The organism is Hufsiella arboris, assembly GCF_009834875.1.
In the GTDB taxonomy this organism is placed as follows: Bacteria; Bacteroidota; Bacteroidia; order Sphingobacteriales; family Sphingobacteriaceae; genus Hufsiella_A; species Hufsiella_A arboris.
Genome location: NZ_WVHT01000002.1, coordinates 372,900 through 396,473, shown reverse-complemented (window position 1 = coordinate 396,473; position 23,574 = coordinate 372,900). Strand labels below are relative to the sequence as shown.

Here is a 23,574-nt window from a genome sequence, read left to right as displayed (position 1 = left end):
TTTACTCCATTTACAGCAGCCTATTTATTTCCGGGACAGTTGATCTTCCAAGCATTTAACAGTTTCCCGAAGACTTTTAATGTCGTCCTGCTGACTGATCAGGTAAAGGGTTAGCTCTTCGACTTTTTTAAGCAGTTTCATATTCATTTCGCCGACCGTGATTCCTTCTTTAGCAATCTGCGCAGCAGAAGGAATCTCAGGCAAATGATGATTTTGCCGCACGTAGTCTTTAATACTACTTAACTCCGGCAGCATGTAGTTATCTTCAAAAACATAATCGGGAACCGGTATATTCTGATCAACCCGGACCTCCTTAGCATGAACGGTTCCCGCGACGGTGAGCCTTGCATCCGGTGAAAACGTTCCGATACCTACCCTTTCCTGCTGAATGGACATATATTGACGAGTAGCCTGGTTTGGAACAACGACAGGTGATGCAACAGCCAAAGACCGCTTTATGGCGTCTACAGCCTCGGCATAAATGAGCGTACCTGCTATTTTGACGGTAATCAGGTTGCCTGTATTGGTTAGGTGGTAAATGGGTATGCGAAAGTTCTGGGCGTCAAAATCGCCCAACGCCCATTGATTGGCCATATTACCCGAGGCAGCCAATACTTCCGTCTGTTGATCAAAATAATCAGGAGTTCCGGCATTCTTGATAAGCATATAGCGTTTACTGACCAGCCCTTTTGTGTTTTGGTAATTGTAGCCGCCTGTAATTGAAACTTCGATGTTGCCCCAATAATGATAAGTAGGAAAGTTGATGTAAGCTACCTGATTCGCTACACCATCCGGAAACGAGACAGAAAAGCTCGAATCGAAGGTATAAGGCTGCGCCTGCGTAGATCTGGCGGCCAGTAAACCAAGACCGATAGAAAGAAAAGTGATTAATCGTTTCATGTGATTGTTTAGCGTTTTCTATTTTTAATATCGGCAGACAAGCCTGTAACTGCCGATCCTGCGGATAAGAAAAAGTTCTCATTAAGCCGGCTTGTTAGACAAATTATGCTTTTAACCGGCTGAAAATAAAAACCCACACTGCCATTTAACGTCATTGTGAGAAATATTGAAAAACTTTTCTGCGGGACCTAAGGATTGTTGCCTTCCAATTGCCGGATCTTTTCAGCTTGCTGATTAATGCTGATTCTTTGACTATCGACCTGCTTTTTCATGTCGATCAGGTAGAGCGTTAACTCCTCGATTTTTTTCAATAGTAAGGCATTCATCTCCCCCACATTAATACCGTTTACTTCAACGTGTTTGGCAGAAGGTATCTCCGGCAGGTGTTTATACATCTTTACATATTCCCCTACTTCAGCTAATGAGGAAAGAGGGTACTTGTCCCCGAAGATATAATCCGGCCAGGGAGAAGCTTCCACTCTGATTTCTTTTGCCCTGATTTTTCCATTTACGGCTAATTTTTCAGTTGGATTATTGGTTGCTATTCCAAAATTTCCATTCAGGCTTATTATCGCCTCATCGCAGTTATAAACCCTAACCTGCGTTCCCTGTTCGAAGTCATTATCGAGGCTTTCCACCATTAATGCGTTTGGATTAAAAGGCCTTACGCCTGTAGCTTGGTAAACATGCTGATTACGTCCATCCATTTCTTCAACCAACAATCTTACATTTGAAAACGGCGACCAATCAATCGTATTAATTAGGTGAGGCCCGGAAGTTACCGTGGCAACGGCATTAGGAGCATTTACAACCAGCGTGCGGGGCTTAACAACGTAAACCCAAACCGCTGTATTTTGAGGAAAATCCAGATCGATTCCTGGTACATTCATCGCGTTTAGATTGGCAGGCCTTACAGCGCCACTATAAAAATGACGATTGGTGCCGTCGAGGTTTTCCACTGAAATTGGGTTAGTTGCGTAAACGGACCAATCAATCGTTTTTAAAAGATGCGCACCCGCGCCAACCGTCGCTTGAATCTTTTGCGCCGTCGCTTGAACATTAATCAGGATTACCAGACATCCGATTGTCAAAAGTTTCTTCATTTATGGTATATTAAGTTGATACATAAGCTCTGCTACTTACTCAACAAGTTTCTTTTTTTCTTTAGCATTTGATACTGAGTTTGCGCGATCACTAATTATTAGCACCAACAAACTAGAAATGGAGTCCGAAAGAGGATTTCGTCTAATGGTTAGTTAAACAACTTAGTTAATATTGTTTTTTACGATACTATCTCCCAGTAATTTGATCTTTTGATTCTGTTGTAGGATCTTCTTGTTCTGATCTTCATTCTCTTTCTTCAACTCCAGTACATAGAGCGTAAGTTCCTCCACCTTTTTTAACAAAAGCATATTCATTTCACCGACGTTCATCCCGTTCTTCTCGATTTCGGCAGCCGAAGGAATCTCTGGGAGATGCCTATTTGCATCGATATAGGATCTGACGCTGGCCAGGGGCCTTAAGTCATAGTCCTCGTTAAACACATAATCCGGAACTGGCACGTAGAGATCTACCTTTACTTCACTTGCATGCAAGGTACCTTTCACCGCCAGCTTTGCATCAGGGTTCAAAGTTCCAATCCCAACATTGCCGCCCGGAATTATCACCTTTCCACCATACTGATTGAACTCAGGTGATCCTAACAGCAAAGTATTACCCCAACCGGAAGTTACCTGAAGATTCCGTCCGCTGCCCGATATAAAGTCATCCAGATTTGACTTCTGACCAAATTCCAATCCAAAATGGGGCACTTCCGAATTTTGAGCAATTCTTACGGAAACAACATCCCCATCCCCCTTCATATCCAGCTTGACAGCAGGGGAACTTGTACCCATACCGATATTTCCATTAGGTAAAATCTTAAACGGCGAGCTGCCGCTTCCCCTCCAGTTAAGTTCGATAGGCGTCTTAGAATTATCAGCTAATAACGGTGCCTCCAGTAACAAACCAGCTGATGTTGAATAAATACCTGATGCCTGGTACATAGAGCCGTCTAAACCCGCTCCCCAGATCAATAAAGGTGAATTCTGCGCCTCTGCAAAATGGAGCAAGAAAAAAACAAATGGAACAGAAAGTAAAAGCTTCTTCATTAAACAACTATTTAATACCGTCAAAAATAAAAAGCCACGCTGCCATTAACTGACAGTGCGGCTCCATTTGAATGACAAAAATCTTTAAACTTATTCCGACGTTAATAAAAACCTAAGCTCCTTGCGCTTTATTCTTTTTGAAGTATGAGCCTGCCTTTTTCATCAGGCGGTTGAATAAACTTATATTCTTCTTTTTAACCTTGGGCTGCTGTGCCTTGCCAGCTTTGTACATTGTGATTGTTTGTTTACCACCCTCAAAAACCACCTGCTTACCATTCAGCTTTCCCGCCTTATAAACACCCGATTCCACCATTATACCTGCAGTATCATACCTGAAATAACGTTTTTCCTTCAATCCACCAACGTAACCCACCAGGTCCTTAAGCCTGCCGTTCTCATACCAGTTCATCCAGTTTCCTGATTTCAGCCCATCTTTAAAAAAGCCACTTTCCCGCAAATTCTTGGTCAAATATATATCCACGTACTTCCCGTTCAGCAGCTTGCCGCTAAACCCGCCCTGCGTTTGCTGGATCGAATTCCCTGCGTACCAGAAATAAAAACGGTCAAGCTCTGTTTTAACCCGGTGTTCCACCGGATTAACTTCAGCAGTCACCACATGTTCCGGATAATTGACCGTTACCCTGTGAGGCACTAAATTTTTTAAGTCCTGGGCCAAAGCGTCCCCGCAGAAAACAGCCAGCAAAACGCAATAAACAGCTCGTTTCATCTTTATCTAAGTTTAACATATTTTGTTTCCCCGGCATAACGTACCTTGAGGGAGTCTTTAAAGTTCCTTACGATCTCCACTCCGGCAAACCGCTCGCCTTCGGCCAACAATTTTTCCTGCCCGCTGATTGTCAACAGCGCGATCAACTGGTGGGATGCCTGTCGCACTACAAAACCATTATACGACATCATAGGCCAGCTTACCACTGGTTTACGTACAACAGGTGCCTGAAGCATAACTTGCTTTTCCGGTACAACGGTGCTGACTGACTTATCAGCTATTGCACCGGTTTCCCCTGTAAACGGATCCGGGTAATTCAGCCAAAGCCTGGCGGTATCCGAAACAAAGTCTTTATCCGACAGAAACGCCGCCTGCACCCCTGGCCCAACACCAGGCACTGGTAACAGCTCGTCCTGCCCACTGAAAATCAGCCGGTAAATGATAATCCCCCATATTCCCAGAACAGCCAGGAGCAACAGATAAGTCAACTGCTTTTTTTTCAATTTACTGAATACTAAAACTTCGCAACGGGCTAAACACCCCTTTATTCCCAACGGCATCCACGGCGCGAACCTTCCAAAAAACCGTCTCGCCGGACGCACCTTCTGTAAAAGAATAAGACGTCCCGGATTGAATAACAGGAAAAGTTGCGCTGTATAAGCTAACTGAATCACTCTTATAGACATACAGCTCATAAGATTTCGCATCTGCTATAACCTCCCACGACAATTTCGCCGGCTTACCGACCACAGCCTTGTCTGCAGGATTTAACAGTGAAACAAGCTGCGGTGAGGTATTATCAAAACCAATTTTATAGACCGTCGACCATTTGGATTGCGCCGTATCCGATTCCGCCCGTACCCTCCATTGATAATGGCCATCTTTAGTGAACAAAAACGAAGACTCCGGACCGGATACCTTTTCATCGGCCACCAGGTTATTTTCATCTTTAAAATTATTGGTATCCAATTGAAACCGGTAGCGGCTGGCCCCGTACATTTTATCCCACTGAAATATCTGCGAAGCCGCATTAGTAAGAAATCCGTCCTGCGGGCTGCGCAGCTGCACCTGCTGGTTACTGATCGCCGAAGAAAACACCGTCAGCGACGCCGCGCTATAGCCCGTTTTACTGCTTCCGTTTTCAGCCCTGACACGCCACTGGTAAATCCCTGGTTCCAGTGTAAAAGAAAATTTGTTCGACGAAACTACCGTATCCATCACCAGGCGGCTTACCTTATCAAAAGACGGTGCAACGATCTGTAAACGGTAATTGAGCGCATCCTCCACCTGGTTCCACCAGAACGTTTGATTATATGTTCCGCTAACCGTGCTATCAGCGGGTGCCAGGAGTCCAACCTTCCTGCCCGAGATCGACGGTTCGATAAATTCCTTGCACGAAACCATCAAAAAACTTAGAAAAATCATCCAAACAAACTTCTTCATATATATATGTTCTTTTACATCGATCAATGGCTGCGCCTACCCGCAGAAGCACCCGAACCCTTCGCTTCCAGCTGCTTAATTCGTTTATCCTGCTCAATCAGGTATAAAGTTAGTTCCTCAACCTTTTTCAACAACCGGGCATTCATATCACCCAGCGAAACGCCATCCCGTCCTACATCCGCTGCTGAAGGTATACCCGGTAAATGCCGTTCAGCCTTCAAATAGTCCTCAACCGAAGACAGCGAAGGCTTCTGGTAAGAATCTCCAAAGACATAGTCCGGCCAATTCTCCGCTTCCACCTTCATTTCTTTAGCCCGAATCTTTCCGTTAACTGAGAGTTTCTCCCCCGGCTTCAGCGTGCCTAGCCCGATAGAACCATCACCTCTAAAAAAAGAAACAGACTCCTGGTTGCCTTGCGAACTCCAAACTAAACCTGTTGCCGGCGGAGTCTCCGAAGCAAAAAAAGGACTGCAGTCATAATCCCGCAGCAGGAAAGTCAGTCCAACGTGCCAGGCCGGCATTTTCAAATAAAAATCATAATACTCCTGGCCCGGCCCATAGGAAGACTGATAAACATACCAGCTGAAGTTATCCGCTGAATTTCCATTCAGAAGCAGTACCGGCTTTTGTGAGGAATTTAACGACTGCGGAAACGAAAAGTCCACATAGCTGCCACCCTCTCCCTGGTAATCAACAAAATACACACGTCCCGCAGCACCGCTTCTGCCCCAATTGCCCTGATTGGCATCAAAATTCTTGACACGAAACAAATGAACCCATTCCACTCCTGTGTGATTATAATACTCATAGACCTGGAGTATCGTCGCGTTACCAGTTCCAATATTCGTTTGAGCATAGCCGTCACAAAAACAAAGGCTAAACAGGCTAATCAGTAAATAGTAATAATATTTCATCTTGGCTGCTTCCCCTTTTTGTTTTCCAGCGAATTTACCCTCTCGGTCAGCTTCCCGATTAAAACCCGATCCTGGCCACGCTGTTTATCCTGCTCGATTACATACAATGTCAGCTCTTCAATCTTCTTTAAAAGCCTGGCATTCATATCACCCAAATCAATCCCTGTTTTAGACACTTCCCCCGCCGATGGAATTTCCGGGAGATGTTTATTTTCCACGATAAAACGTTCCACTTCGGCCAGCGGCGAAGGCTTATTCCCTTCTGAAAACACTTCATCCGGCCAGGCTCCCTGTAATTTTACTTTCACCGATTCAGCAATCATATTGCCAGCCACCGCAAGCTTATAACCTTTAGCATCGGTAGTACCGATGGAAACGTTACCTCCGGAAGAAATCCGCATGCGCTCGTCAGCTGCATTACTATTGGAAGCCGATGTCAAAAATGCCAGCCCCAGGCCATCACTTGCACCAATCCCCCGAACCATTTGAATTTCTGCCAGGTTGTTTGCGTACCAACTGAATCGAATTCCGCCTACGGGCGAATTAACCGGGTTATTAGGCGATGAAAAAATTGCCAAACCTTTTGGCTCACCATTAGAGAAATTAACATCCAGTTTACCGGCCGGATTAATCGTTCCGATTCCAATATTTCCGTTTTGATGCAATACCATGGCCGGAGCGGAACCAAGCTGACTGCTCAGAAAACCTAAGGCATCGGAGTTTCCTTCCAACTGGATAGAATATTTTTCCGACCCGATGGATCCGATATTCTGACCCGACGATGCGGTATTTTTAGCAAAGACAATTGAATTCCTCCCATAGGTTCCAAATGCCCATCCGTCGTTACCGTTTTGCAGTCTTCCTGTTAATACCAGGTTTGCGCGGCCATAGTCACTGGCATTATTGGTAATCCGCAACGCCGTGGTTCCATCATAATCCGATGGCGCCTTTAATTCCAATAGCGATGTAGGCGAGGTTGTTCCAATACCTATATAACCAGCATGATCGATATGTAAGCGAACAGATGGTTCACCTCCCTGATTCGTATTCTGACTCGTTAAAAATTGCAGATAGGTATCCCAGCCGCCACCCCTGTAAGAACGAATCTGCGCTTTGCCGGCAGCTTCAAACTCATAGGAGATCATACGCGCACTAGCGTCCCAAGCCGGCGAATTCTGACCGGTAATCCGTAGCGATACCGGATCTCCAGATAGCTTGGTTGTCGTAACCGTGTTGAACGAAGCGTCCTGGGCAAGAACTTGCGAACACGTTCCGCAAAAAGGTAGTAAAACGACGCCTAATAGTATATTTTTCATTTAACACCAGTATTTAGTTTTCTCTCCAATAATGCCAGGCGATCCTCCAGCTTCTTTTCCCGGGCAGTCTTTTCATCCAGTCGCTGTTGAGATTGCAACCGTTCATCCTGGCTGATCAAATGCAGTGTCAGCTCTTCTATTTTTTTAAGCAATAATGCATTCATTTCGCCCAACTTCAATCCATTAGCAGCCATTTCAGCTGCCGAAGGAACCTCCGGCAAATGATGATGTACAGTTACGTAGCTTTTAAGATCTTTCAGATCAGCAAGACGGTATGATGAATCAAATACATAGTCCGGACCTGGAACCGTTAAATCGACCTTTACTTCCGTAGCGTGCACTGTCCCGTTGACAGCAAGCCTGGTATCCGGCTGAGTTGTCCCGATGCCAACATTTCCGCTGGAATTCCATATTCCATTTCCCGGCAAACCGATATTAGCTTCGCCCCAGCCACCGTTGAAACCCAGCTGAATCAACCCGCCGCCGCTCCGGATAAAGTCAACGCGGCTGCCTGAATCGTGAAAACTAATGGAGGTATGATCGGCGCCATTTAACAATAACGTACTACCCTCGCCGGTCCAATTGTTTGTTGATGGTGTATAGTCCACCGCTGTATTACCCAGGCTTACTGCACCATCTGAATTCATCGGAATAGCATTTGAGCCGACGGTCAAACCTCCTCCAACAACATGCAGCCGGCTTTGCGGGCTGGCTGTACCAATTCCAATATACCCACGCCAGATCCTCATACTTTCATAAGGCGTCGTACCACCACCATTCCCGGTCCAAAATGAAATTCCGCCATGAATCGAAGTTAGTCCCAGGCCAACATTGCCCAGCCCAAACAAGCCATAGCCAAGATCCCCGGCATTATTACTACCCTGTATGCTAACATAGGGATAGGTTTGCGCACCGGCGGACAGGTAGATACAACACGCAGATACTACCACGATAAGTTTCTTTAGTCCACAGATAATTCTTCTAGTCATAATTATAGATTTATTTAAAATATGCAGCAAAACGAAGCAACATACCGACCTGCCTGTCCTTTTGGTCCTTCATTCCGGGTTCATCCCTTCTTTTCAAAGCCAGGGAATAGATCTTTCCGCAGCCCTTCAAATGCTCCAGTGAATCCAGCGATACAATCAGCTGGCGAAATTCTCCGTTCATGACAATCTCCTGCTTAGCAACAACCGATAACGAATCAGTTAGATAATTCTCCGTTTGCGGCTCATACACTACATCGCAGTTATTGCGGCTCCCTATACGCGAAACTTTCAGCCAGAAATCATTCCGCCATTCGGTGCTGTCCACCCGGTAGACCTTTAACACTGAATCAAGAAGGTGATCCTTCCGTTCCAGAAATTGCGGACTAAAGGCCAGACTCGCGCCCTGTTCAGCTTCCGTAGCCAGGCGATTATACCTACTTAACTCGTCCAGTGTAGGGCTAATCGCCAAACGATAAGAAAGCAACAATAAGCAAGCAGCCGCAGCCCAAAGCAGCCGGTTTTTAACAACAAATGACCATTCAGAAACCTTCATCATTTCAACTCAATTTGTACCCGGAACCGGTGCCCACCCTCGTTTTCATCCGGTTTGTATTGCTTCAATACTACCCGTTCCACCCAGTTCATATCTTTCAACCGGTAAATCCATTCATTTAAAGCGTCCGTTTCCCGGCAATCACCAGAAACTTCAATCCGGTCAAAAAAAACCACCGGCTCAGTTAACTGGCCCGACCTGGCCTCTGCAACCGGGTTAATTTCCAGTTTCTCCAACCTGAGTTCCCGCGGCATTGACCGGCCCATTTGATCGCATACCCAGGAAAACCGGAAACCTTTACGCCAGCCAATTTTTTTCAGCAGCTTTTCCCGTAATTTAACCGATTGATCCAGTACCTCGGACTGCCCGGCGTGAACCGATCTGCGATCCACCACATCCTTCAGCGCTTCATTTCTGGAATGATAAAAACTGAAGACAGCAAAATTCACCAGCAAAATCAAAAAAAATGCTGCCAGGATCGCGGCTGCCCGAACATGCATACGCTTTGTTTCCAACAAACTGGCTAAGGCATTCTCCAGAGAAGGGATAGTTATTCGCACCGGTTCCAGAAACCCCGTCATCAATAGCTGAAAACCTGTACCGTACGCTACAACATATTCCTCCGGTAAGATTTCCCGGTCAATCCTCAGCGGAAACGGCGCCCGGCGATCTTTCAAAAAGCTATATGATACCAGCTGCCCCGCATCCGAGAAGTTCAGTACGTGACCGTTAAAAACCAGCTCTGGCGAAAAATGATTAAAATGCTTTTTCACCGCAGCAACCGCAAAGGGACCTGCACTCAGTATCAGCAGCGACAATCCAGCCTTTTTAAAAGCAGCTATCAACTCATCAACAATCTCGCGCCGGCAAACGCTTAGCCAGGATATATCTCCAGCCTGGGCCAGCTGGCAATAAAAAGCAGCCGGATCGGTATGCGGAAAGACTTCCTGAAATACCGCAGAACCTAAAGATTCCACCCTGGCAGCCTGACGGATCAGCAAGCCCTTGCCCGTCAGGCTCAAACTTACCGGAATACCAGATGGCAAAGCCTTAAGCACTTCCTCCAAACTGCCAGAAACAGAACCCTTGGCTTCAATCCTCAGCTCAGCACCGCGCAGCGAAAGCAGGCAGTAGTGCAACACATAACCGCCCCCCGGCAAGAGTTCCAGCTCAAGGCCCAGGCAAGATTTTATCCGTTTCAGATCACGTAATCCCATCCCGTTAATACATGATAGTCGGTTTGATAAAAACCACTGTCACTACTTTATTAGTCGATTTTTCACGACTGCTAAACAGCCACTTTAATACCGGGATTCTCGATAACAACGGCACACCCGATCCTGATTCACTGCTCTCAGTCCGCTCCAGTCCCCCAAGAACAATCATATCCTCGTTTTTCGCCCGGATAATCGACTCGAACTTACTGGTTGAAGTCGGCGGTGGCGCATTTTCCGGCGGGTTGCCGATAAAATCCGAGATATCCACCTTGATATTCAGCGTCACCTGGTCATCTCCCGAAACCAGCGGCCGGATATTAATCGCCAGGTTAGCTTCTACCGGCGTAAACTGCTCAGTTACTACCGTCTGGGTCGTCAGTGAAGGAATCACATTCTGCGTTTTGGTACTATAATACCGTTTACTGCCGATCGTCAGGTTAGCCACATGGCCGTTCAGCGTCGACAACTTCGGTACAGACCGCACTTCCACATTATTATTATTTTCCAAAGCGCTGAGGCGCACATAAAAGTTTGGCGTCACCCTCCCCAGGTTCAGCGAAGTATTTCGTCCAAGCCGCGCCAGGAAATCATTAATAGAATTGGCGCCAAACGTGTAATCAAGTCCCGGCAGCACCGTGCCGCCCGTTTTCACGCTATCCGACACACCCGCGCTGATACCAGTTTTTACCGCTTTGCCTTTCCTGATATCCACCAGCGTCACTTCAATCAGCACCATCGGCACCACCTTGTCAATCTGCCGGATATAATTTTCAATTGCTGAGATCTGCGGCGATGAACCTGAAAGCAACAGCGTATTCTGCTCCCGGAACTCTTTAATTTCAACCCCTTTCTTCCACTCTGCCGGAATCATCGCCTGCACCGTATCCATCGAACGATATTGCAGCTGAATTACCTTATTGGTGCGTAAACCCTCCAGGTCCCTTTCACCAATGAGGTAAATGCCGTTATCCACCCGATAGGTATAATTGGTACCCTGGAACATCGACGTTAAAAAACTATCGTACGGAATATCATTTACCCGGGTCGTAATAGTACCCTTGATATCTGAGTAGATAAAGTAATTGGTTCCCGTTTCCTGTGAAGCCGCCTTTAGCACATCCAGGATACCGGCATTGCCAGCCTCGATACTTAGCACCTTGCGGCCCAGCAAACTCCTGCTGCTGATATTAAAGCCCCCGGCTCCCTGCTGCTGCGGCGCAGCCAATTTGACGCTTTTGCGTACTGCCGTATTACGGTCACCCGTCACATATAATTCCTCGCCTTCCCCCAGCGCCTGGAAAAGATAAATATGATCATTAGTCAACGTCAGTTTCAAACCATTGGCATAAGCCAGTTTCTCCATCGCCGTTTCAAAGGGAGCCTCCGTAAAAAAACCGCTGACCCTGTTATTCAATAAAGCCGCCGGCACCACCACATTTTTGCCCGAAACCTGTGATATCTTCTTAGCTACCTGGCCCAGGGTATCGTTTGTTAATTCCATGCTCAGCGCGTTACTCTCCGCCTGATAACGGATCGCTAGTGGTCTGGCCGGCACGACCGCCGGCGGGGGCAACGCCTCACGGGTAATAGACATAATCGATCCGGTCAGGTTAATATCCAAGCCATATTCCTTCACCAGGAAAAGCAACACATTCAGCGCCGTCTCATTGCTAAAGCTGTTAAACACCTTAAAATTCAGCTGCGGGTCAATATTCATATTCAGATTATTGGCATTAGCCAGCGAGCGCAAAAACTCCTGCGCCGAGGCACCCGACATATTCATCTGGACCTTCTGGTTCAAACCCGGCACCGTAACAGCCAGGTTGCGCAAACGCTCCTCCACCTGTTTGGTCCTGTCCTGCCGGCTTACATCCTGGGCAAAAGCCACCGAACCCATCAGCATCACTAACATTATCGCGTTGTAAACAACTCGTAAACTCTTCACGTACACCTGCTCAATAATTAAATAATAATGGATAAATTTCTTCTATCGTCGTCTGGCCGGCTGCAAAAAGCTCAAAAGCATTCTGCGCCAGCGTGCGTATCGAACGTTCAGCCAGCAGCTCTTCAATCCCAAGCCGGTCCTGCTTGATCACTTCCGCCAGCTCCGGGTCCACCGGAATCACCTCGTAAACTGCCTTGCGGCCTTTATATCCCGTATTAAAACACTTTTGGCATCCCACCGCCAGGAAATGCGTTTCCACCGGGTAATAGGGCCGGAACTGACGTGGATATAAAGACTCATCAAACGCAGCCTGCCGTTTGCAATCCGGGCACAGCAAACGCAGCAGGCGTTGTGCGACACTCGTATTAAGTGTATTGGCAACCATAAAACCAGGAATTCCCATATCCTTCAGCCTGGAGATCGTTCCCCAGGCCGAATTCGTGTGAATCGTCGATAAAACCAAATGCCCCGTCAGCGCCGCCCTGATCGCCATATTAGCCGTCTCAGGATCACGAATCTCACCTACCATAATCACATCCGGGTCCTGGCGTAAAAAAGTCCGAAGCGCCGAAGCAAAATTAAGCCCAATGCTTTCCTTTAGCTGTACCTGGTTAATTCCCTCCAGAGTATACTCTACCGGATCCTCAATAGTCAGAATATTGCGGGTCTCCCGGTTAAGATACTTCAGCGTCGCATATAATGTCGTCGTCTTCCCCGAACCCGTCGGACCGCTAATCAGCAAAATTCCATTCGGCCTTTTTATTCCCTGCATATAATTAGCCAGGTCAAAACCCGAAAAGCCCAGTTTCTCCAGGTCAATATCCGCTGCATTATTGTTCAGCAAACGCAGCACTACCTTTTCGCCATGCAACGTGGGAAGCACAGACACCCGGATATCAAACCTGTCGCCACCGTTATCAAAATGAATACGTCCATCCTGCGGCAAGCGTTTTTCAGCGATATCCAGACTGGACATAATTTTAAGCTTATTCACCATCGCCGGATATTCTTCCCTGGCGATCGTATACCGTTCCACCATCATTCCGTCAATCCGGATTCTTACCCGGCAAGTCTGTTTATAAACTTCCAAATGAATATCACTGCTTTTCAGCACTTTGGCTTCCCGGATCAGGTCATGCAAAAACTCCCCTCCCTCCTGCGTAAACGCGATCTTCTGCAAATCATACCCCGCATTCATACGCGGATAATACAGTGACAGCAATCCGGAAATCTCCTCCGGATCCCGTTTATCAATTTTCACTCTTCCTCCCAGCAGGACCTCCAGCTCCGCCTCAAGAACCTCTGAATCGCAAGAACTGTCTGCCAGAAACAGCAACTCCCGGCCGGAAACCGCAACAGGAATCACACGGTAATGCCATGCCTGCTCCCGGGAAATAATATTGCGAACCTCCGCCGAATCTAAATCCTGTTCCCCCATGTTAAAAAAACAACAACTGTAAGTTCCGGTCATTCACCCAATCAGGCAGTTCACAAAAACGACCCAACAGCAAGCATAGCGCTAGAAACACGGCCTGCAGTCCTGCCAGTGGAATCCGGTTAACGCCCTCTGAAGACTTTAGCCAAAGCAAAAACGCGACTACCATACAAAAAACCAGGCTTACCAAATAAAAAGCGAAAAAAACCAGCGGCGAAAGGTAGCACGCCGCGCAAAAGAGAAAGAGAACGTCGCCTAAGCCCAGATACCCCTGCGTAATATTAACGAGGCGGTGTTCCTTCAACGAAAAATAAAGCATCACTACCAGCAACTGCAAGGCCAAAAAAGCCAGGTTCAGTAAAGTGCCTTCCAACCAGCCGTCAAACCCATCTGTGTTAAACAGAGCTATCAGAATCAGAGTCAGCAGCAAAGGAAAAGTCCACCAGTAAACCGCCCGGTACCGGAGGTCCTGGTAAAATATGTAGATCAGGCAAAGCACCAGCAGCACAAAAACAAGCATTAATCCGGCGTTACTTCCTTTAAATTCTTATCCTGATCGATCTGCCAGACATTGAACGTCCCGTTTCCGTTAAAATCCGCCACCGCCGTCGCCCGGGCGACAAAAGCAGCGGCACCCGACTGAATAATCTCAATCCGGTAGTTGGCCCGGCCGTCCTTGCTATCCGAGCTCAACGGCTCCTGTACAAAACCCAGTTCAGCCAGATCCGAAGAATACTTGGACTTTTCAAAGAAATAATTGTGTTCCAGCGTATAGACATGCTCCAGCTGCACTTTGGCTTCTGTGCTCTTTGCCTTGGTAATCAGCGGCAACAAATTAGGAAGCGCCAGCAACACCAGGATTCCGATAATTACCAGGACCACCAGGATCTCGGTCAAGGTATACGCATCCAATTTTTTAGAATAAACTGATTTCATGAAAAATAGTGATTAAAGGTTAAAGGCAATAAACTAAACACAACATCAACGCTCTCCGGCAACAGAAACACCGACCGGTAGGCAAACTCCCTGAATATTAAATTTTTCAAAGCTATATTCCCTCACTGCCAAAAAATGGCAGTGAAAAAAATTCTCTAAAATCCGTTACTATTTTTTCGTTTCCAGCTTCTTCAGGCGCTCGGATAACTGGCCGATCAATTCTGCCTGGGACGCGCTTTTCTTTTCCTGTTGAATCAGGTATAACGTCAGCTCCTCAATTTTTTCCAGAAGCACCGAATTCATTTTTCCCAATTCGACTCCATCCTTTTCAACTTCATCCGCCGAAGGGACAGACGGCAGATGCTTATTCAGCCGGATAAACTGCTCCAGATCACTGAGTGAGGGAAGCTTTCGGTCCTGCTCAAATACATAATCCGGCCAGGGAGCAGCCTCCACCCGGATCTCCCGCGCCCGGATCTTACCATTGACCGACAGGCGCTCCGAAGGACTCGTCGTGCCAATACCGATATTGGCCGTGCTGCCCGAAATTACCAGCGCATCGCCATTTACCAGGGCGCCTGAACCATTAAAAACCTGGATATGCAAATCCTTGTCCGGCCCACCGTTATTAATCTGAAAAGCATTTCCCGCAGGATTGAAAATCTGCCCAGTATTCACCTCCCTGTTCAACCCGAAACTGCCGAAATAAGGATTCAGCCCCGGACTCATACTGATACCCGAACCATACTTCCTCAAAGTAAACATCGACTGCGGATCAGCAGTCCCCAGACCCAGGTTTCCGCCTTTCAGTGTCAGGTACGTATTAGCTGCATTACCCCAGCTCTGAATATCATGATTCGGATCGCGCTCCCACCATGTACGGGTATCCAGGCCAGGCGTTACGAACGACGCATCCACGTTAACTCCGTCATGAAGAGCTGTTGTAAACCAGTCGCTGCCAGCGCCACGGCGTACTAGCCAGTTTTTTTGCCGCATCATATTAGGCCCGGCAAGTCCTTCTACCGAGGATATCTCCAGGTTGCTCCCGTCCGAGCTGCCGAGCGTCTGCGCTACCGCGCCGGAGCCTGTAAACATCAGCACCCCTAAAAAACTATTTTTCAGGTAAGTCTTTACCAGCTTTTTGCATTTCATTTTTATCCGATACTTTTCATTACTTAATTTTTTCTTCCTGCCCCTTAAGCTTGGTATTCAAGCCATCAATCTGCTACTTTTCATCATATACAGCGTCAGTTCCTCTATCTTCTGCACAAGCAGCTTATTCAATTTCGCACGATTACCCCCCGTGGCGAGCCACCTCGGCGCAGCCGGAACATCCGGCAAGTGGCCATTATTACGGATATATGCCGCCACCTCTCCAACCCGCTTCAACGGATATCCCGGCTCGAACACATAGTCCCGCCAGCCAGTTTCTACCTTAATTTCATTCGCACGAATCTTAACATTCACTGAAAGCTGGTCATTTGGACCCACCCGGCACCAGGACCGTGCAAATATTGCACCCGGCATAGCCAAACAGCCCACTAGGCCCGCCCTTAAACACGTCCTTTAGATTCTGACAAACGGCTCCGGCGATCCGTTCGAGGCCGAAGACACACCGGGTGTCTGACTTTTGTAATTGATCCACTGGCTTTAATAATTTAACGAGAAATCATTGGTTCAAACGCTGAAAGGTTGCTAACCGGTTAATCTTTCGGACATACCGGTGTATTAACCGACAAGGCCTCTACCCTGGCTTCCAGCTGTTCCAGCCTTCTTTTTAGCTGCCCGTTTTCGGTAGCCGCTGCAGTCAATTGTTTGTCCTTTGCTATCATATACAAGGTCATCTCTTCGATCTTCTTTAACAGCAAGGCACTAATTTCACCCAAGGCGACACCGTCTCTTAATACATCAGCAGCAGAAGGTATCTCCGGCAAGCGCCGGTTTGTCTGAATAAACTTTTCAAGGTCCTGCAGACAAGGCAAGATGTGCTCCGGCCCGAACACGTAATCCGGCCAGGGTGAGGCCTCTACCCGAATTTCCTTTGCCCGGATCTTGCCGTTAACGGAAAGCCGTTCAGTAGGATTGGATGTGCCGATACCTACATTACCATTGAACTGGATTCGCATACGTTCCAAATTGGCTCCATCGCCACCAGCACCGGTGGCCCAGCTCGTCCGGAAGATCATACCCGTCACATCATCGAACGATCCCTGGTACCGGGTAATGTCAATCGATGCAAATTCCGCCCCCCTTCCAAAGGCAAGTTTTCCCATGGAACTACCATCCTGAGGGTTGATCTCATGATCAAATATCTGCAATACAGGAGTCGAATTATAAATCGTCAACGCAGCTCCGGGCGACAGGGTGCCCACACCCACATTACCGGTAGGCGGAAAGCTGTTAGTTTGTGCAACGGACATTTTGATGATAAAAAAACCGCATGCCAGGATTAAAAATTGCTTTTTCATTATTTAACAAATTGTTTTTTTAACTCACCAACTTCCTGTTGCAGCGTTTCGACAACCTGGGTAAGCTCCAGCAGGCGTTTTTGATTACGATCTTCCGTCTCCCGCTTGTCCTTATCCAATTCTATAATATACAAGGTCAATTCCTCGATCTTCTTCAATAACCGCAGGTTCATATCACCCAATTCAAGCCCTTTCTCCGCCATTTCCCCGGCTGAAGGAATCTCCGGCAAATGCCGGTGTTCCCTGATATAATTATGCAGCTCCGTTAAGGAGCCCAGCGAATAATCCTTATCAAACACGTAGTCCGGTGCGGGAACGTTCGCGTCTACCTTCACCTCCTGCGCATGCACGCGTCCGCTGACAGCCAGTTTCGCATCAGGAGATTGCGTGCCTATCCCAATATTACCATCGCCGTCTATCAGAATTCCTGAGCGACTGTTGGTCATGTTGTAACCGATAGAAAAAGATCCTGGTATTTCTACATAATCCCCAATAGCCCAGGTACGTCCATTCCCGGTATTGGCTATTTGGATTGCCGCTCCACCAGCTGAGCTTTCAAAACGTGCAGTAGTACCCTGCCCGACCACATGTAACTTAATCGTCGGTGTCGTAGTCCCAATCCCCACGCGGCCATCTGTTATACTCATTACGAAGTTCGCCCCCGTTGCCGCGTCATAGGCACCTGGGTAACCCTGATTATAAAACCGTATTCCGCCGTATAAGGAATGTGCAGACAAAGTCAACCCTGTATGATGGTTAATCATAAAAGGCGGAGCACCAGGAGAATAATATGGCCTTGGATCCAAAAGATTACTGGCTGCGTTGCCCCAGCCATAAACCGTCGCCGCCCCACCAGACTTTTCCAGGTCAGAAATACTAATCCGGTTATAAACAGCATCCTGGCCGAAAGCCAGCCGGCCGCTTGCAAGCAGCAATGAGAAAATCAGCGTTCTTTTCATTTAATTGTTTTCATGTTAAGTTTTGTTTCAATTGATGAGAGACGCTTTTGAAGCCGCTCAATTTTTTCGTCTTTTTCAAGCAGGTACAGCGTCAGTTCCTCGATCTTCTTTAAAAGCCGCATATTCATATCACCCAATTCAAGCCCTTTCTCCGCTATTTCCCCGGCTGAAGGAATCTCCGGCAGATGCCTGTGTTCCCTGATATAATTATGCAGCTCCGTTAAGGAAGCCAGTGAATAATCCGCATCAAACACATAGTCCGGCGCGGGAACGCTCAGATCTACCTTCACTTCCTCGCTATGTATACGTCCTTTGACAGTTAACTTTGCATCGGGTGACTGGGTCCCAATTCCCACATCGCCGTTTTCACGAATACGCATTTTCTCGGTAACACCCGCCGTTTCATTTGACTTGGTTCCGAATACAAGCGCCCCAGCATAGGTACCCTGGCCATTGCCGCCGTCCCGTAAAGAACTCCACAAACCCGCAACCGGCTGAATTCCCTCATTTGTAGCCGATTTCAGATAGATTGCTGCGCCATTACCAAAATGCCCGGCACCGTATTGCGGGCCAACGTCAAGCGCACTAAAAACTTCGTTAGCTATCCCCGAAAGCACACCTGTCGCAATGGACAACCTCGACTGCGGAGCATTAGTGCCAAGTCCCATATAACCATTTGAAGAGGCGATATAAAGCAAATCGGCACGTCCGGCAAAACTATTATGGGTATATTGGCTCAAACGGAGCGCATCCTGGGAGACCCCGTCCCATCCGTAGGAAAGCACCGCATCTTTGGCGCCACTAAAACCAAACCGGAAAGAACCACCCGACTCAGAATCACTACTGACCAAATGAAGCCCATTTATCGGGCTATCCGTGCCGATGCCCGTATAGCCCGTAGGAGGAAACTTGTTCTGGGCAAACAGGCAAAACGGTCCTGCCAGCAACAATATCATTGCAAGAATTTTTTTCATAAATAATTAGCTAAGAAATGAGTTTTGGAAAAGAAGTATTGATAGGCATAATAATATCAGGCCATGCTTTCATAAAATACCGGCTCCTGGGAAATAACCGGCAGTTCCGTCGCATACGAGCGAACCGGCGAAACACTCTTTTTAAAGCCAGCATAAAAACGGCCCTCCTCCGTATAATAATAACTGCGCCTGAGTTTACAGTAGCTGATCGGGGCACCCAGCTCCTTCATTTCTTCCAAAAGGCGGTAAAGAGCTCTTTCAGAAATATTCAATCTGCGGGCAAAAGATGTAGGCGTACCCGTTTTTCTAGCGCTGATAAGAAAATCAACCGCTTCAATGCGTTTAATAAGACGTTGTGACATAAGGAAATAGGTTATTTTAAGGTTTAGTGAGAGCGTTATCTTTTTACATATTGACTGATTAGAAACTATTACTTAACTGAAACATCGGCAGATACATCGCAATCAGGATCACGCCGACAATGAGTCCCAAAAAAATGATGATCAGCGGCTCGAGCACACTGCTGATCGTATTGGTACGGTATTCTACCTCATCGGTATATTGAACGGCCAGTTTCTCAAAAAAATAATCCAGCCGGTTAACCTCCTCGCCCACTTTAACCAACTGCACCAGCTTATCCGGGTAAAAGCTAAACTTCGACAGGCTCGCGTGCAGTGATTCTCCCCGTAAGATATCCTGCTCAACCACAGCCAGAGAAGTCTGCACCGGGTAAAAGCTTATCATCTTGCGCACCAGCGAAATCGATTGCAATAAAGGCGTGCTGGTGCTTACAAGTAAACTCATCGTATTGGCAAAACGCGCCAGGTAAACCTTTTGGATAATATCGCCCGCGACCGGTATTTTCAATACCGCTGAAGACATCAGCCGGCGAAACCAGGTTTTCCGCCGATTCAGCATTATCGAAAAAATACACAAGGCCACCAGGAGCAGCATGAGATAAAAATACTGGTCGAAAAACGAAGAAATACCGATAATTACGCTCGTTAGGTACGGAAGCTTCCCGCCAAACCGCAAAAATACCCCCGCGAACATCGGAACCACAAACTTGATCATAAAAAACACCGCCGCCAGCGACGTACACATCACGATCACTGGGTAAGTAATTGCCCCGACTATTTTACGCTTCTGCTGGATCCTGCTCTTATAATACGCGCCCAGATCCGTTAAAATCTTACCCAATTTGCCCGTTTCCTCGCCGATCCGGATGCTAAAAAATTCATAATCACTAAATTTACCCGATAAACGCAAAGCCTCAGAAAGCGAAGTTCCCGAGATAACCGAGTCGGCAACCTGCTGGAAAACCTGCCTGTCAGCCGGCTTCCGCTGATCCACTAAAATCAGATTCAGGGCCGAACGTAAATCAATACCAGACAACAACAGCGTACTCAGCTCCAGGTAGAACGCCTCTTTTTTCTTATCAGGCAGTCCCTTGCTCCCAAAACTTATCTCGCGATTCATCAGTTTTACCAACGAAGTCAGCGAGCTATCCTTAGCCTTCTTGGTTTTAAGGCCGTATTCCGACCAATCGATTGTCGCCATCTTAAAAATTATTCGTATGATCCATATTCATTAATTCTTCCGCGCTGTAGTCCTTCGTCAGCGAAAAAGGCACTTCATATCCCGATACCGACACAGGAACGACCAATACATCTGTTAGTCCGGCTGAAACATCTTTGCCGCCGAACCGCCCCAGCAGCCGGCTGGCTGACCTGCATAAAGTGTCCTCCCGCAAATCATACTGCTTACGGATCAGCAAGCTGTCCATGACCCGGTAAGAAATCTCACCAGAAGCATCGCGCAAAATCAGATCCTCATCCGTCAGCCTTGCTGCAGTCGCCCTGTTGAGATCATAAACGAGCTGTTTATTGGTCACCAATAGTTCAGCGGCATCATGCCCTTTTCTGTTAAACTCCAGGTACGCTTTACCCACATACCGGTAAGCCGAATAAGCCAATGCTGTAACAATGGCCGTCAGCAGCATTGCCACCGTCAGTTCAAACAGCGTAAAGGCCCTTACCTTTCCTTTACAGATTTTTCTCATCCCCGACCTTTACGAGCCTTGAAACCAGGCACAGTTGCACACCATTCTGAAAAGCCTCCACCTGAATCCTGCGCAGGTCAGTATAGTCTTTATATAAACTCACCTTCCTGATATAACGTAACCCACCTATATCCCAGGAGGATTCCCCAGTTTTTCCATCCCCCGCATCCTGGCTGGCCAGCGTCTCAGCCTGAGCCTGGGCCCGGATCCGCACCAGCGGAATCCCGGAAATACTGAGGCGGCCAATCAACGAAACAGCCACCAGCATCACCGTCACCATAATCACCATGGCAATCACCACTTCCACAATAGTCGAAGCTGACAAACGCCGCGGTGACCGCATCAGAATTTTTAAGTCAAAAGAATATCTCATCACAGTAACTCAGTTTAGCCATTTAGCAATCCCGGTCGAACCATCCGGCGCCAGCAGGGCGGATGACAAATAAAAAGCGCTCAGTTTCCGGCGGTTCAGCACCACATCCAACAAATAATTTTCATAGAGCGTAGACGGCGTCTGAATCAAAAAGCGACGGCAGGTCAACTGGCCGTCCACCTCCAGCGGTTTTTCCATCTTAAGAAATCCCGTTGCATAAACCTCTCCACGAACCAGCGAACCCTTACCGAGCGATATCAGCGTCTGCAGTTCCGAATGTTTCTTCTCATAAGAAACCAAAAGACCATTGAACACTGAATTACGGCCCAGCTCCAGCTTGGGCTGGGGCAGTCGTTCCGTATCCTTGTAAAGAACAAATGCCGAAGGGTAATCAAACACACATCCCGCACCCGTCACCAGCGAATCTTTTACAAAAAACTGCGCAGAGCCTCGAAATCCCCCCTCTATCACCACTGCTGGAGCTATCAAAATCACATTTTCCAGGCGGGCATCCCTGTCGACATGCAGCACCGTATCAGAAACCAGGATTAGCCTTCCCTGTGCCGAGAAGCCGCGGGGAAACGGCCGGTCTTTGTCAAACTGTAAAACCCTGGCATCCTGAAAAAACGAATTTAAAACCGAATCCCTCCCGGTAAACTTGTTACCCTTTAACAAAAACAAACGTTCCACCCGTTTAAGCATCTCTGCCTGAAGGGGCGGCAGCTCCGGTTTACTTTCCCTGATCCTCCCCTCCACCGGATTTTTACCCGAAAAAGGGCGGCCCTCCACATAAGCCTGCCGGATGCCCGACTTCGGCAACAATGCCTCGCCCGTAATACGGGTATCCCCGCTCACCGAGAGCGGACGATTTTCATCTGCCAGGTACAGAACCTGTCCCGCGTTTGGCTTTCTTCCCAATAAAAAAACACGTTGCAGCGTGTCCCGCTGCTGAAATGATTTGACCGCCGCCAGATCAAACACCCCCCAGGCATTTTTAGCCACCCAAATACTGTCAGCACCTCTGTCAAAAAGATCAAGCCCAGTTCCAAGCGAATCCTCTTTAAAATCCGAGGAAGTCACCAAAGCAACCGCCGAATGCAGGTTGGCAGCCAGGCGCACATAGCGGATATCCTGCTGAGAACGCAACCGGAAATAAAAAGCAGCAGCGATAATTGAAGACAGGATCAGTGTCAGCATAAAAGAAATCACGATAACCAGGTACAGAGCCGAGGCTTTAATCATCAACCAATCAATAATTTAACGCAAAAAAACTTTCTAAACGGAACGATACGGAAGGATCAGCAAAAATCGGGAAACAAGAATACGTGAAAATATTCTCAAAGTTTCACACTTTTTCACAAAAAATCACCCAATTTATCAGGGTGAAAACACCCTAAATTAAGGGGGTGTTTTTATAAGTGAATGTTTAATCACGTATTTTTAATACAAAATTATTCCGGCATTTAGTAAAACGTGGCGAACCCCTGCTAATTAAATAGGCTGTAACTAGCTTAAATCTCAATCTGAAATTCGAATGAAAAACCATTTAATTCATTTCAGTGAGCATGCAAGCAGCCCTATCGAGAATTGGTTAATTTTATGAAGTGGTTGACCCTTATAACAACTAGTACGTTATAATGAATGTATCCTGCAATTTCAACAGAGCGATGCTGGCCTGATGCTGCGAACTTGTACTAATATAAGGTTGACAGCGCTTTTCAGTTTCTTCACATCAGCAGTTAAATGCCTATTGTTAGTCTTTATTGGCCGAGTCTTGCTTCTCGTAGAGTGCTTAATACTCCAATTCCTTAATAAGTTAAAGTGGGTGCTTTACCATCTAAAAACCGTCATCACATTTGTCAAATGCACTTAAAGCTCTTAACTTGGCATAGAAAGACAAGCCCCGCATGGCCGGGCTTGTCTTTCTATGCCATAGGCCGTTTTCTGTACCTTTTATATATAATATTTATAATAAAGAACAGTACCGTAACATAACTGATTAAACCTAATATGAGTATACCTATATTCGCATGCCCCATATCCAAGTAAATTTTTTTGTCTCTAAAATAGTTAGTAAGCCAATTCATAAGATCTATATAGATAGTTATAATGATAATATAAATTGGTAAAATTATATACACCCACTTGGATTTTAAACCGATCGTCAAGCGTCTTACTGCAATTGATAAAATAATAACAATCGAATACATAAT

General features: G+C 47.0%; 25 protein-coding genes. All 25 read right to left on the bottom strand.

The window, feature by feature from the left end:
- Window positions 1-24 precede the first annotated feature (24 nt).
- Window positions 25-900 carry a hypothetical protein gene (locus GS399_RS05425; protein WP_160843583.1) on the bottom strand — a complete coding sequence of 292 codons (876 nt, stop codon included), beginning with the start codon at window positions 898-900 and terminating at the stop codon, window positions 25-27.
- A gap of 188 nt (window positions 901-1,088) precedes the next feature.
- A complete protein-coding gene (locus tag GS399_RS05420; RefSeq protein WP_160843582.1) occupies window positions 1,089-2,003 on the bottom strand; it encodes a hypothetical protein in 915 nt (304 codons plus the stop codon).
- A 162-nt stretch (window positions 2,004-2,165) separates the two neighbouring features.
- On the bottom strand, window positions 2,166-3,050 hold the full coding sequence (locus tag GS399_RS05415) for a hypothetical protein (protein ID WP_160843581.1): 885 nt from the start codon (window positions 3,048-3,050) through the stop codon (window positions 2,166-2,168).
- A 112-nt stretch (window positions 3,051-3,162) separates the two neighbouring features.
- Window positions 3,163-3,777 (bottom strand): toxin-antitoxin system YwqK family antitoxin, encoded by a 615-nt coding sequence (locus GS399_RS05410; protein WP_160843580.1) that lies wholly within the window; start codon window positions 3,775-3,777, stop codon window positions 3,163-3,165.
- 2 nt (window positions 3,778-3,779) lie between these two features.
- A complete protein-coding gene (locus GS399_RS05405; protein WP_160843579.1) occupies window positions 3,780-4,280 on the bottom strand; it encodes a hypothetical protein in 501 nt (166 codons plus the stop codon).
- A 1-nt stretch (window position 4,281) separates the two neighbouring features.
- Complete coding sequence (locus tag GS399_RS05400; RefSeq protein WP_160843578.1) at window positions 4,282-5,220, bottom strand: phage tail protein; 939 nt, start codon at window positions 5,218-5,220, stop codon at window positions 4,282-4,284.
- Between the two features lie 23 nt (window positions 5,221-5,243).
- Window positions 5,244-6,134 carry a hypothetical protein gene (locus tag GS399_RS05395; protein ID WP_160843577.1) on the bottom strand — a complete coding sequence of 297 codons (891 nt, stop codon included), beginning with the start codon at window positions 6,132-6,134 and terminating at the stop codon, window positions 5,244-5,246.
- On the bottom strand, window positions 6,131-7,450 hold the full coding sequence (locus GS399_RS05390) for a hypothetical protein (RefSeq protein WP_160843576.1): 1,320 nt from the start codon (window positions 7,448-7,450) through the stop codon (window positions 6,131-6,133). Before GS399_RS05390 ends, GS399_RS05395 begins: the two co-directional genes overlap by 4 nt.
- Window positions 7,447-8,439: a hypothetical protein gene (locus tag GS399_RS05385; RefSeq protein WP_160843575.1), complete on the bottom strand. Its 993-nt coding sequence runs from the start codon at window positions 8,437-8,439 to the stop codon at window positions 7,447-7,449. Before GS399_RS05385 ends, GS399_RS05390 begins: the two co-directional genes overlap by 4 nt.
- A 10-nt stretch (window positions 8,440-8,449) precedes the next feature.
- On the bottom strand, window positions 8,450-8,995 hold the full coding sequence (locus tag GS399_RS05380) for a hypothetical protein (protein ID WP_160843574.1): 546 nt from the start codon (window positions 8,993-8,995) through the stop codon (window positions 8,450-8,452).
- The gene (locus GS399_RS05375; protein WP_160843573.1) at window positions 8,992-10,209 is read right to left on the bottom strand and encodes a type IV pilus biogenesis protein PilM; all 1,218 of its coding nucleotides are present in this window, start codon (window positions 10,207-10,209) and stop codon (window positions 8,992-8,994) included. Before GS399_RS05375 ends, GS399_RS05380 begins: the two co-directional genes overlap by 4 nt.
- Before the next feature lie 4 nt (window positions 10,210-10,213).
- Entirely contained in the window at window positions 10,214-12,154 is a 1,941-nt protein-coding gene (locus GS399_RS05370; protein WP_369410100.1) for a type II secretion system protein GspD, read from the bottom strand.
- Window positions 12,155-12,164: 10 nt separating this feature from the next.
- Entirely contained in the window at window positions 12,165-13,592 is a 1,428-nt protein-coding gene (locus GS399_RS05365) for a GspE/PulE family protein (protein WP_160843572.1), read from the bottom strand.
- Between the two features lies 1 nt (window position 13,593).
- The gene (locus GS399_RS05360; protein ID WP_160843571.1) at window positions 13,594-14,109 is read right to left on the bottom strand and encodes a prepilin peptidase; all 516 of its coding nucleotides are present in this window, start codon (window positions 14,107-14,109) and stop codon (window positions 13,594-13,596) included.
- On the bottom strand, window positions 14,109-14,525 hold the full coding sequence (locus GS399_RS05355) for a type IV pilin protein (RefSeq protein WP_160843570.1): 417 nt from the start codon (window positions 14,523-14,525) through the stop codon (window positions 14,109-14,111). Before GS399_RS05355 ends, GS399_RS05360 begins: the two co-directional genes overlap by 1 nt.
- A 168-nt stretch (window positions 14,526-14,693) precedes the next feature.
- Window positions 14,694-15,677, bottom strand: coding sequence for a hypothetical protein (locus GS399_RS05350; RefSeq protein WP_160843569.1), 984 nt, complete (start codon window positions 15,675-15,677; stop codon window positions 14,694-14,696).
- Window positions 15,678-15,734: 57 nt separating this feature from the next.
- Window positions 15,735-16,052 carry a hypothetical protein gene (locus tag GS399_RS05345; RefSeq protein WP_160843568.1) on the bottom strand — a complete coding sequence of 106 codons (318 nt, stop codon included), beginning with the start codon at window positions 16,050-16,052 and terminating at the stop codon, window positions 15,735-15,737.
- 176 nt (window positions 16,053-16,228) lie between these two features.
- Window positions 16,229-16,993 carry a hypothetical protein gene (locus GS399_RS05340; protein ID WP_160843567.1) on the bottom strand — a complete coding sequence of 255 codons (765 nt, stop codon included), beginning with the start codon at window positions 16,991-16,993 and terminating at the stop codon, window positions 16,229-16,231.
- Window positions 16,993-17,952 (bottom strand): tail fiber protein, encoded by a 960-nt coding sequence (locus GS399_RS05335; protein WP_160843566.1) that lies wholly within the window; start codon window positions 17,950-17,952, stop codon window positions 16,993-16,995. The genes GS399_RS05340 and GS399_RS05335 overlap by 1 nt, the downstream gene beginning before the upstream one ends.
- Window positions 17,949-18,926 carry a tail fiber protein gene (locus GS399_RS05330; protein WP_160843565.1) on the bottom strand — a complete coding sequence of 326 codons (978 nt, stop codon included), beginning with the start codon at window positions 18,924-18,926 and terminating at the stop codon, window positions 17,949-17,951. The genes GS399_RS05335 and GS399_RS05330 overlap by 4 nt, the downstream gene beginning before the upstream one ends.
- 56 nt (window positions 18,927-18,982) lie before the next feature.
- Window positions 18,983-19,288: an HTH domain-containing protein gene (locus GS399_RS05325; protein WP_160843564.1), complete on the bottom strand. Its 306-nt coding sequence runs from the start codon at window positions 19,286-19,288 to the stop codon at window positions 18,983-18,985.
- 58 nt (window positions 19,289-19,346) lie between these two features.
- The gene (locus GS399_RS05320; protein ID WP_160843563.1) at window positions 19,347-20,486 is read right to left on the bottom strand and encodes a type II secretion system F family protein; all 1,140 of its coding nucleotides are present in this window, start codon (window positions 20,484-20,486) and stop codon (window positions 19,347-19,349) included.
- Between the two features lies 1 nt (window position 20,487).
- On the bottom strand, window positions 20,488-20,988 hold the full coding sequence (locus GS399_RS05315) for a prepilin-type N-terminal cleavage/methylation domain-containing protein (protein ID WP_160843562.1): 501 nt from the start codon (window positions 20,986-20,988) through the stop codon (window positions 20,488-20,490).
- On the bottom strand, window positions 20,972-21,361 hold the full coding sequence (locus GS399_RS05310; RefSeq protein ID WP_160843561.1) for a hypothetical protein: 390 nt from the start codon (window positions 21,359-21,361) through the stop codon (window positions 20,972-20,974). Before GS399_RS05310 ends, GS399_RS05315 begins: the two co-directional genes overlap by 17 nt.
- 9 nt (window positions 21,362-21,370) lie before the next feature.
- Window positions 21,371-22,603 carry a hypothetical protein gene (locus GS399_RS05305; protein WP_160843560.1) on the bottom strand — a complete coding sequence of 411 codons (1,233 nt, stop codon included), beginning with the start codon at window positions 22,601-22,603 and terminating at the stop codon, window positions 21,371-21,373.
- Between the last annotated feature and the right edge of the window lie 971 nt (window positions 22,604-23,574).